This window comes from Streptomyces iranensis (assembly GCF_017874715.1).
Lineage (GTDB): Bacteria > Actinomycetota > Actinomycetes > Streptomycetales > Streptomycetaceae > Streptomyces > Streptomyces iranensis.
In genome coordinates this window covers 241,591-251,595 of sequence record NZ_JAGGLR010000021.1, presented here as the reverse complement: position 1 = coordinate 251,595, position 10,005 = coordinate 241,591, and the positions used below count along the sequence as shown (strand labels likewise).

Here is a 10,005-nt window from a genome sequence, read left to right as displayed (position 1 = left end):
CCGGGGGGCAGTGCGTCTCGGCCTGCGCCGTGCCTCCGCCAGGGGACAACGCGTCTCGGCTTGCGCGTCTCCGCCGGGGGGCAGTGCGTCTCGGCCTGCGCCGCGCCTCCGCCAGGGGCAGCGCGTCCCGGCCTGCGCGCTTCCGCCGGGGGGTAGCGCGTCTCGGCCTGCGCGTCTCCGCCAGGTGGCAGCGCGTCTCGGCTTGCGCGTCTCCGCCGGGGGACAGTCCGTCTCGGCCTGCGCCGCGCCTCCGCCAGGTGGCAGCGCGTCTCGGCCTGCGCGCCTCCGCCAGGTGGCAGCGCGTCTCGGCCTGCGCCGCGCCCGCCAGCGCTAGCGCTTCTGCGCCTGCGTCGCCTGCATCCGGGCGACGTACGCCGCCGCCTGCGAGCGGCGCTCCATGCCCAGCTTGGAGAGCAGGCTGGAGACATAGTTCTTGATCGTCTTCTCGGCGAGGTGCAGCCGCTCGCCGATCGCCCGATTGGTGAGCCCCTCCCCGATCAGCAGCAGGATCCGGCGCTCCTGCTCGGTGAGGGCGGCGAGCTGGTCGTCCGGTTGGGCGGCCGTCTGGCCGCGCAGCCGCTCCAGCACCCGGGCGGTGGCCACCGGGTCGAGCAGCGACCGGCCCGCGGCCACGTCCCGGACGGCGGCGAGCAGTTCGTCGCCGCGGATGTCCTTCAGGACGTAGCCGGAGGCGCCCGCGATGATGGCGTCGAAGAGCGCCTCGTCGTCGGCGAAGGAGGTGAGCATCATGCAGCGGACGGTCTCGTGGCGGGCGCGGATCTCCCGGCAGACCTCGACGCCGCTGCGGTCGGGCAGCCGGATGTCCAGGACGGCGACGTCCGGACGGGTGGCCGGGATGCGCGCCAGGGCGTCGGCCGCGGTGCCCGCCTCGCCGACCACCTCCATGTCCGGCTCGCCCGCGAGCAGGTCTCGTACGCCGCGTCGGACGACTTCATGGTCGTCGACCAGGAAAATCCTTATTTTTCCTTCTTCGCGCACGGATCCAGTCTCACACACGAAGACTTCCCGCGTCGTTGCCCAGCGGGATACCGTGCGCTTGTCCGGCGGCCTGCGGGGCTGTGACCAGTGGAAGTTTCGCCACCCACGCGATTTACTTGGAAATCCAAGCAAAATTGCAGGTCAGGTGGGGTTTCGCAGACATGCGACGCACTGGGTAACGTGCCTTGTGCAGGGCCAGCCGCCGGGAACCTGTCACGCCCGGTCATGCTGCGGCGCACCCACCCCGTGCGCCGTGGTGGAACGGGCGAGCCGCAACTGGCCGCCGGCGGATCCCGGAGGCCGGACAGACGGAGGAGCACACGTGACCGTGGAGAGCACTGCCGCGCGCAAGCCGCGCCGCAGCGGAGCCAAGCGCAGCACCACCGCGCGGGACACCAAGAAGCAGCCTGCGGGCCAGACCGAACTCGTACAGCTGCTGACCCCCGAGGGCGAGCGTGTCGAGCACCCCGAGTACGCCATCGACCCCACCCCGGAGGAGCTGCGCGGTCTGTACCGGGACATGGTGCTGACACGGCGGTTCGACGCCGAGGCCACCACCCTGCAGCGCCAGGGCGAACTGGGCCTGTGGGCCTCGCTGCTCGGCCAGGAGGCGGCGCAGATCGGCTCCGGCCGGGCGCTGAACGACGCCGACTACGTCTTCCCCACCTACCGCGAGCACGGAGTGGCGTGGTGCCGGGGCGTCGACCCGACCAATCTGCTGGGGATGTTCCGTGGGGTGAACCACGGCGGCTGGGACCCGAACAGCAACAACTTCCACCTGTACACCATCGTGATCGGCTCGCAGACGCTGCACGCGACCGGCTACGCGATGGGCGTGGCCAAGGACGGCGCGGACGCCGCGGTCCTGGCCTACTTCGGCGACGGCGCCTCCAGCCAGGGCGATGTCGCCGAATCGTTCACCTTCTCCGCGGTCTACAACGCCCCGGTCGTCTTCTTCTGCCAGAACAACCAGTGGGCCATCTCCGAGCCCACCGAGAAGCAGACCCGGGTGCCGCTCTACCAGCGGGCCCAGGGCTTCGGCTTCCCCGGGGTGCGGGTGGACGGCAATGACGTGCTCGCTTGTCTGGCCGTCACCAAGGCCGCGCTGGAGCGGGCGCGCACCGGGCAGGGCCCGATGCTCATCGAGGCGTTCACCTACCGCATGGGCGCCCACACCACCTCCGACGACCCCACGCGCTACCGCTCGCCCGAGGAGCGGGAGCTGTGGGAGACCAAGGACCCGATCCTGCGGCTGCGCACCCTGCTGACCCGCGAGGGCCTGGCCGACGACGCGTACTTCGCCGACCTCGAGCGGGAGAGCGACGCGCTGGCCAAGCGGGTTCGGGACGCCGTACGGGCGATGCCCGACCCTGGGGACATGGCGATGTTCGAGCACATCTACGCCGACGGGCACGCCCTCGTCGACGAGGAGCGGGCGCAGTTCGCCGAGTACCAGGCTTCGTTCGTCACCGCTGAGGAAGGCATCTGACATGGCCGCCGAGAAGATGTCGCTCTCCAAGGCGATCAACGCGTCCCTGCGGACGGCCCTCGAGACCGACCCCAAGGTCCTGATCATGGGCGAGGACGTCGGCAAGCTGGGGGGCGTCTTCCGGGTCACCGACGGGCTCCAGAAGGACTTCGGCGAGGACCGGGTCATCGACACCCCGCTCGCCGAGTCCGGCATCGTGGGCACCGCGATCGGGCTCGCACTGCGCGGCTACCGCCCGGTGGTGGAGATCCAGTTCGACGGTTTCGTCTTCCCCGCCTACGACCAGATCGTCACCCAGCTCGCCAAGATGCACGCACGCTCGCTCGGCAAGGTCAAGATGCCGGTCGTCGTCCGGATTCCGTACGGCGGCGGCATCGGCGCGGTGGAGCACCACAGCGAGTCGCCGGAGGCGCTGTTCGCGCATGTGGCGGGTCTGAAGGTGGTCTCACCGGCCAACGCCTCCGACGCCTACTGGATGCTCCAGCAGGCCATCGACAGCGATGATCCGGTGATCTACTTCGAGCCCAAGCGCCGCTACCACGACAAGTCCGAGGTCGACACCGCCGCGATCCCCGGCCCGCTGCACGCCGCCCGGGTGGTGCGGCCGGGGACGGACCTGACGCTCGCGGCCTACGGCCCGATGGTGAAGGTCGCCCTGGACGCCGCCGCGGCCGCCGCCGAGGAGGGCAAGTCGATCGAGGTCCTGGACCTGCGGTCGATGTCGCCGATCGACTTCGACTCGATCCAGCGTTCCGTGGAGCGGACGGGGCGGCTGGTCGTCGTCCACGAGGCACCGGTATTCCTGGGCACCGGGTCGGAGATCGCCGCGCGCATCACCGAGAGGTGCTTCTATCACCTCCAGGCCCCGGTGCTGCGGGTCGGCGGCTTCCACTCGCCGTACCCGCCGTCACGGCTCGAGGACGAGTACCTTCCGGGGCTGGACCGGGTGCTCGACGCCGTAGACCGCGCGTTGGCGTACTGAAGGGCTTGAGGAGATCGTGACGATGACCGCAGTCGAACAGCGCTTCCGTGAGTTCAAGATGCCCGATGTGGGCGAGGGGCTGACCGAGGCCGAGATCCTCAAGTGGTTCGTGGCGCCGGGCGACACCGTGACCGACGGTCAGGTGGTGTGCGAGGTCGAGACCGCCAAGGCCGCCGTCGAGCTGCCCATCCCCTTCGACGGCGTGGTGCACGAGCTGCGCTTCGACGAGGGCGCCACCGTGGACGTGGGCACGCCGATCATCTCGGTGGACACCAACCCCGGAGCGGGGGAGGCGGCGCCCCAGGCCGCTCCCGCCGCCGAGGCCCCCGCCGCCGAGAAGCCGGCCGCCGCGGCCGAGCCCGGGGAGAAGGAGGGCCGCCAGGCCAATCTGGTCGGCTACGGGGCGGCGCCCGCCTCCACCAAGCGCCGCCCGCGCAAGCCGCAGCCGGGTCTCCAGCGGTCCGCGCCCGCCCCCTCCGCCGGGGCGCCCGCGCCCCAGGAGCCCGCACCCGCGCCCGCGCCCGCGCGCCACGAGGCCACGCCCGCGCCCGCGCCCGAGCTGAACGGCAGCGGCCGGACCGCCCGGCCGCTGGCCAAGCCGCCGGTCCGCAAGCTGGCCAAGGACCTGGGCATCGACCTGGAGACGGTCACCCCGAGCGGGGCGGACGGGATCATCACCCGCGAGGACGTCCACGCGGCCGCCGAGGCCGTCCAGGCGGCCCGGGAGACGCCCGTGGCGGCCCCGTCAGCGGCCGTGGCGGCCGCCCCGGCCCGGGAGCGCCGGGTGCCCGTGAAGGGCGTACGGAAGGCCACCGCGCAGGCGATGGTCCACAGCGCCTTCACCGCCCCGCATGTGACCGAGTTCGTGACGGTCGACGTGACCCGCACGATGAAGCTCGTGGCCGACCTCAAGCAGGACCCGGAGCTGTCCGGGCTGCGGGTCAATCCGCTGCTGCTGGTCGCCAAGGCCCTGCTGGTGGCCATCCGGCGCAACCCGGACATCAACGCCACCTGGGACGAGGACAACCAGGAGATCGTCTACAAGGACTACGTCAATCTGGGCATCGCGGCGGCGACACCGCGCGGGCTGATCGTCCCCAACATCAAGGACGCCGACGCCAAGACCCTGCCCGAACTGGCGTCCGCCCTCGGCGAGCTGGTCACCACCGCCCGTGAGGGCAAGACCACCCCGGCGGCGATGTCCGGCGGCACGATCACCATCACCAACGTCGGCGTCTTCGGCATCGACGCGGGCACCCCGATCATCAACCCCGGGGAGTCCGCGATCCTCGCCTTCGGCGCGGTCAAGCTCCAGCCGTGGGTCCACAAGGGCGAGGTCAAGCCGCGCCAGGTGACCACGCTGGCGCTCTCCTTCGACCACCGGCTGGTCGACGGCGAGCTGGGCTCCAAGGTGCTCGCGGACGTCGCGGCCGTCCTGGAGCGCCCCAAGCGCCTGATCACCTGGGCTTGATCCCCTGGGCTTGATCACCATCTGACACTCATCCCCCGTCCGCATCGCGGACGGGGGATGAGTGCGCATGCATCTTGTATCTATGATGTGCGCATCATGAGTCCCGCCGATACGGCCACCAAGCCGCCCCCTGCCGCCGAACGCGTCTACCACCACGTCAAACAAGCCGTCCTCGACCGCCGCTACGAGGGCGGCACACTGCTGAGCGAGGGCGAACTCGCGGACGCCGTCGGGGTCTCCCGTACCCCCGTCCGGGAGGCGCTGCTGCGCCTGGAGGCCGAGGGGCTGCTCAAGCTCTATCCGAAGAAGGGCGCCCTGGTGCTGCCCGTCTCCTCCCAGGAGATCGCGGACGTGGTCGAGACCCGGCTGCTGGTGGAGCAGCACGCGGTCGCCAAGGTCGTCCCGGCCGGTGGGCGGCTGCTGGCCCGGCTCGAGGAGGTCCTGGAGGAGCAGCGGGTGCACGCCGCGGCCGGGGACCTGGCCGCCTTCGCCGCCGCCGACCGGTGCTTCCACGCGGCGATCGTCCGGGCGGCGGGAAACGCGATCCTGGCGCAGCTGTACGACCAGTTGAGGGACCGCCAGCTGCGGATGGGCGTGGCCACCATGCATGCCGAGCCCGACCGCATCGCCAAGAACATCACCGAGCACACGGAGATCCTCCAGGCCCTGCGCACCGGGGACGCCGGTTTCGCGTCCGGTCTTGTGCAGCGCCACATCAGCTGGGTGAACAACCTCGCCCGGGGTGAGGCGCGATGACCTCGGCCCAGTTGCCCGGTGATCCACCCGGCGGACGTCGTGCCGTCGCCGTATGGGGCCTGGGCGTCGCCGTCTACTTCGTCGCCATCACCTATCGCACCAGCCTCGGCGTCGCCGGTATCGACGCCGCCGAGCGCTTCCACATCAACGCCTCGGCGCTGTCGACCTTCTCCATCCTCCAGGTGCTGGTCTACGCCGGGATGCAGATACCGGTCGGGCTCATGGTCGACCGTCTCGGCACCCGTAAGGTGCTCATGCTCGGCGTGGTGCTCTTCACCCTGGGGCAGTTCGGCTTCGCGCTCTCCCACTCGTACACGATGGCGCTGCTCTCCCGTGCGCTGCTCGGCTGCGGTGACGCGATGACCTTCATCAGCGTGCTGCGGCTCGGCTCGCGCTGGTTCCCGGCCCGCCGGGGGCCGATGATCGCCCAGGTCGCCGCGCTCTTCGGGATGGCGGGCAACCTGGTCTCCACGCTGGTGATCGCCCGCGCGCTGCACAGCGCCGGCTGGACCACGACCTTCGCGGGCAGCGCCTTCGGCGGGGTGGCCGTCCTCGTCCTGGTGCTGCTCTTCCTCAAGGACCACCCGAAGGGCTTCGAGCCCGCGCCCGCCTGCCATATGGGCGCCGACTACGTCCGCCGGCAGATCGCGGACGCCTGGCGCGAGCCCGGCACCCGGCTGGGCATGTGGGTGCACTTCACCACCCAGTTCCCGGCGATGGTGTTCCTGCTGCTGTGGGGGATGCCGTTCCTGGTCGAGGCCGAGGGGCTGTCCCGGGCGACCGCGGGTCAGCTGCTGACCCTGGTGGTGCTGTCCAACATGGCGGTCGGCCTGGTCTTCGGGCAGGTCATCGCCCGGCATCATGCCGCCCGCGCCCCGCTGGCCCTCGGCACGGCCGGCACCACCGCGCTGCTGTGGGGCACCGTGCTGCTCTGGCCGTCCGCCCACGCGCCCATGTGGCTGCTGATCGTCCTGTGTGTGGTGCTCGGCGCCTGCGGGCCCGCGTCGATGATCGGCTTCGACTTCGCCCGGCCCGCCAATCCGCCCGAGCGGATCGGCACCGCCTCGGGAATCGTCAACATGGGCGGCTTCACGGCCTCGATGATCACTCTGCTGGCCGTCGGCGTCCTGCTGGACCTGACCGGCGAGAACTTCCGGATCGCGTTCGCCTCGGTGTTCGTGCTGCAGGCGCTCGGCGTCGCCCAGATCCTGCGGCTGCGCGGACGGGCGCACCGCCTGGAGCGCGAGCGCGTGGTCGCGAGCCGCGTCGAGGCGGTGCACGTACCGGCGTGACGCCGTGGCCCTCCGGTCCCCGGAGCGCTACGGCGTGACCGCGAAGTTCCGCAGGATCGCGTCCGCCAGCTGCTGGTCGCCCTCGATCTTCAGCCGCTCCGAGACCGCCTCGGGCCGCACCCGCCCACAGGCCAGCCGGACGTAGGTCTCCCAGTCCAGGGTGAGGGTCACGGTCGGCCCCAGCGAGACGCTGCCGTCGATGGTGCCCCGGCCGTCCGCGTCGACCCGGACCGTCCGCATGAACTCCATCGGGCCGTGCACATCGAAGACGGCGGCCGACTGGGGCGCCGCGCCCGCGTCCTTGGCGACCACCTTCGGCAGCCCCGACAGCAGCAGATCACGGGTGATCGTGGCGCCCGGCGAGTCGAGGTTGCCCGGCTTGTTCAGGGCCCGGCGCAGATCCTGTTCGTGCACCCAGACGTCGAAGGCCCGCCGCGTCAGGGCCTCCGCCAGCGCCACCTCGGTGCCGCCGGGCCAGCGCACCATGGCGTCCGGCTCGCGCTTCTCGTTCCGCAGCTGGCGGCCCCGCCGGATGACCGTGTACTCCAGTTCGGAGGTCATCTCGGGCGCGGTGTGGCAGCGCCGCACGTCGACCTGGACCTCCATGTACCGCGACAGCTCGTTGGTGACGTGGTAGAGGTCGCGCGGCAGGGTGTGGATGGGGCGGGGATCGCCGAGCATCTCGCATTCGAGGCCGATCACATGCGAAACGACGTCCCGCACCGACCATCCCGGGCACTCGGTGGCGTGGTTCCACTCGCTCTCCGCGAGCGGGTCGACCAACTCCGTTATCGCGTCGATGGAGTGGGTCCAGGCGTCGATGGAGGTCTGAAGGCTGGGATGGACGGTCACGGGACCCCTCGGGCGGTTGGTGCGCGGGCTGGGTGCTGGTGTGTGCGTTCAAGTTACGCTGCCCACGAGCGCACGGGCAGTGCTTTCCGGTCTGATCGTAGGCCCGGATCGGCGGCTCGCGGCCTGCCCGCGATGGTAGTGTGCGCCCGCCCCGGCCTTATCTCCGGACGTACCCGTACACAGTGGTGGAAAGCGGTCGGGGGGCGGGGGAATGGCACGACCGGGACTGCTGTTTCATGGGGATATGGCTTCACGTGCACGCGTCCGCGCCCCCGAGCTGATCGGCCGGGGCGGCTGGCTCAACACCGGCGGTACCGACCTCACCCTCACCGACCTGCGAGGACGCATCGTCATCCTCGACTTCTGGACGTTCTGCTGTGTGAATTGCCTGCATGTCCTGGACGAGCTGCGCGAGCTGGAGGAGAAGCACCACGACACCGTGGTGATCGTCGGGGTGCACTCGCCGAAGTTCGTCCACGAGGCCGAGCACCAGGCGGTCGTGGACGCGGTCGAGCGCTACGAGGTGCATCACCCGGTCCTCGACGACCCCGAGCTGGCCACCTGGAAGCAGTACGCGGTACGGGCCTGGCCCACCCTCGTCGTCATCGACCCCGAGGGCTATGTGGTCGCCCAGCACGCGGGCGAGGGCCACGCCCACGCCCTGGAGACCCTGGTGGCACAGCTGGAGGCCGAACACGCCGCCAAGGGCACCCTGCGGCGCGGCGACGGCCCCTACGCCCACCCGTCACCCGACCACCACCCCTCAACGAGCTTCGCCCCCCTCCTGATGGAGCCGGTCCCACCGAGCTCCGCTTCCCCGGTAAGGCGCTGCTGCTGCCCGGCGGCACCTTCCTCGTCTCGGACACCACCCGCCATCAGCTGGTGGAGCTCGCGGCGGACGGCGAGAGCGTGGTGCGGCGGATCGGCGCGGGCGAGCGCGGCCTTGACGACGGCACGGGCGAGCGGGCCCGGTTCAGCGAGCCCCAGGGGCTCGCCCTGCTCCCCGACGGCACCGTGGCCGTCGCCGACACCGTGAACCACGCGCTGCGCCGTTTCGACCCGGCCACCGGCGACGTCACCACGCTCGCCGGGACCGGCCGCCAGTGGTGGCAGGGGTCGCCCACCGAGGGGCCCGCCCGCGAGGTCGACCTGTCCTCCCCCTGGGACGTGGCCTGGTTCGCCGACCGGCTGTGGATCGCCATGGCGGGCGTCCACCAGCTGTGGACGTACGACCCGGAGGCCGGGACCGTACGGGCCGCCGCCGGGACCACCAACGAGGGCCTGGTCGACGGTCCGGCCGAGGAGGCGTGGTTCGCCCAGCCCTCCGGGCTCGCCGCGACCGGGGACCGGCTGTGGATCGCGGACGCCGAGACCTCCGCGGTGCGTTACGTCGAGCGTGACGGTGAGGGCTTCGCGGTCCGTACGGCCGTCGGCACCGGGCTCTTCGACTTCGGCCACCGCGACGGCGCCGCCGATTCTGCGCTGCTCCAGCATCCGCTGGGCGTCACCGCGCTGCCCGACGGCTCGGTGGCGATCTCGGACACCTACAACCACGCGCTGCGCCGCTATGACCCGGCCACTGGCGAGGTCTCCACGCTCGCCACGGATCTGCGCGAGCCCTCCGGCGCGGTCCTGGCCGACGGGGACATCGTCGTGGTGGAGTCCGCCCGGCACCGGCTGACCCGGCTGCGGCTGCCGGAGGAGGCCGTAAGGGTCGAGGCGGTGGCCCATCGCACCCAGCGCGCCGCGACCGACATCGCCCCGGGGACGCTCCGGCTGGACGTGGTCTTCCAGGCGCCCGAGGGGCAGAAGCTGGACACCCGATACGGCCCCTCCACCCGGCTGCTGGTCAGCTCAACCCCGCCGGAGCTGCTGGCCGGGGGCGACGGCGCGGGGACGGATCTGAGCCGTGAGCTCGTCCTTACGGAGGGCATGACCGAGGGCGTGCTGCACGTCTCGGCGATGGCCGCCTCGTGTGACGACACGGAGCCCAATAGCGGCTCCGCCGCGGGCGCGAACGAATACCCGGCCTGCCATGTGCACCAGCAGGACTGGGGCGTTCCGGTGCGGATCACCGAGGGCGGCGCGGACCGGCTGCCGCTGGTGCTCGCCGGGATGGACGACTGAGACCCGGCGGGCTGGAACCGCTCGGCCGAGTTCCTGA

General features: G+C 71.6%; 9 protein-coding genes. 7 read left to right on the top strand and 2 right to left on the bottom strand.

Features of this window, described 5'->3' with window-relative positions; genetic code table 11:
• Window positions 1–330: 330 nt before the first annotated feature.
• Window positions 331–999 carry a response regulator gene (locus J2Z30_RS34520; protein ID WP_044572477.1) on the bottom strand — a complete coding sequence of 223 codons (669 nt, stop codon included), beginning with the start codon at window positions 997–999 and terminating at the stop codon, window positions 331–333.
• Window positions 1,000–1,321: 322 nt separating this feature from the next.
• Between J2Z30_RS34520 and pdhA the strand changes: the two genes are divergently transcribed.
• The 5 genes from pdhA to J2Z30_RS34495 all read left to right on the top strand — a co-directional run bounded on the left by pdhA (window position 1,322) and on the right by J2Z30_RS34495 (window position 6,989).
• Window positions 1,322–2,488, top strand: a complete 1,167-nt coding sequence (pdhA, locus tag J2Z30_RS34515; RefSeq protein WP_044572475.1) for a pyruvate dehydrogenase (acetyl-transferring) E1 component subunit alpha — start codon at window positions 1,322–1,324, stop codon at window positions 2,486–2,488.
• A gap of 1 nt (window position 2,489) precedes the next feature.
• A complete protein-coding gene (locus tag J2Z30_RS34510) occupies window positions 2,490–3,470 on the top strand; it encodes an alpha-ketoacid dehydrogenase subunit beta (RefSeq protein ID WP_044572472.1) in 981 nt (326 codons plus the stop codon).
• A 22-nt stretch (window positions 3,471–3,492) separates the two neighbouring features.
• Window positions 3,493–4,941, top strand: coding sequence for a dihydrolipoamide acetyltransferase family protein (locus J2Z30_RS34505; RefSeq protein ID WP_044572470.1), 1,449 nt, complete (start codon window positions 3,493–3,495; stop codon window positions 4,939–4,941).
• A gap of 96 nt (window positions 4,942–5,037) precedes the next feature.
• A complete protein-coding gene (locus J2Z30_RS34500) occupies window positions 5,038–5,697 on the top strand; it encodes a GntR family transcriptional regulator (protein ID WP_044572468.1) in 660 nt (219 codons plus the stop codon).
• Window positions 5,694–6,989, top strand: a complete 1,296-nt coding sequence (locus J2Z30_RS34495; protein WP_044572465.1) for an MFS transporter — start codon at window positions 5,694–5,696, stop codon at window positions 6,987–6,989. The genes J2Z30_RS34500 and J2Z30_RS34495 overlap by 4 nt, the downstream gene beginning before the upstream one ends.
• 27 nt (window positions 6,990–7,016) lie before the next feature.
• On the opposite strand, the gene J2Z30_RS34490 is transcribed toward J2Z30_RS34495, so the two are convergent.
• Complete coding sequence (locus J2Z30_RS34490; protein WP_044572463.1) at window positions 7,017–7,841, bottom strand: maleylpyruvate isomerase family mycothiol-dependent enzyme; 825 nt, start codon at window positions 7,839–7,841, stop codon at window positions 7,017–7,019.
• 211 nt (window positions 7,842–8,052) lie between these two features.
• Here J2Z30_RS34490 and J2Z30_RS52275 point away from each other — a divergent pair, with 211 nt between their 5' ends.
• Window positions 8,053–8,877, top strand: a complete 825-nt coding sequence (locus J2Z30_RS52275; RefSeq protein ID WP_505011430.1) for a thioredoxin-like domain-containing protein — start codon at window positions 8,053–8,055, stop codon at window positions 8,875–8,877.
• Window positions 8,763–9,968, top strand: a complete 1,206-nt coding sequence (locus J2Z30_RS52270; RefSeq protein WP_505011429.1) for an NHL repeat-containing protein — start codon at window positions 8,763–8,765, stop codon at window positions 9,966–9,968. The genes J2Z30_RS52275 and J2Z30_RS52270 overlap by 115 nt, the downstream gene beginning before the upstream one ends.
• The last annotated feature ends 37 nt before the right edge of the window (window positions 9,969–10,005 follow it).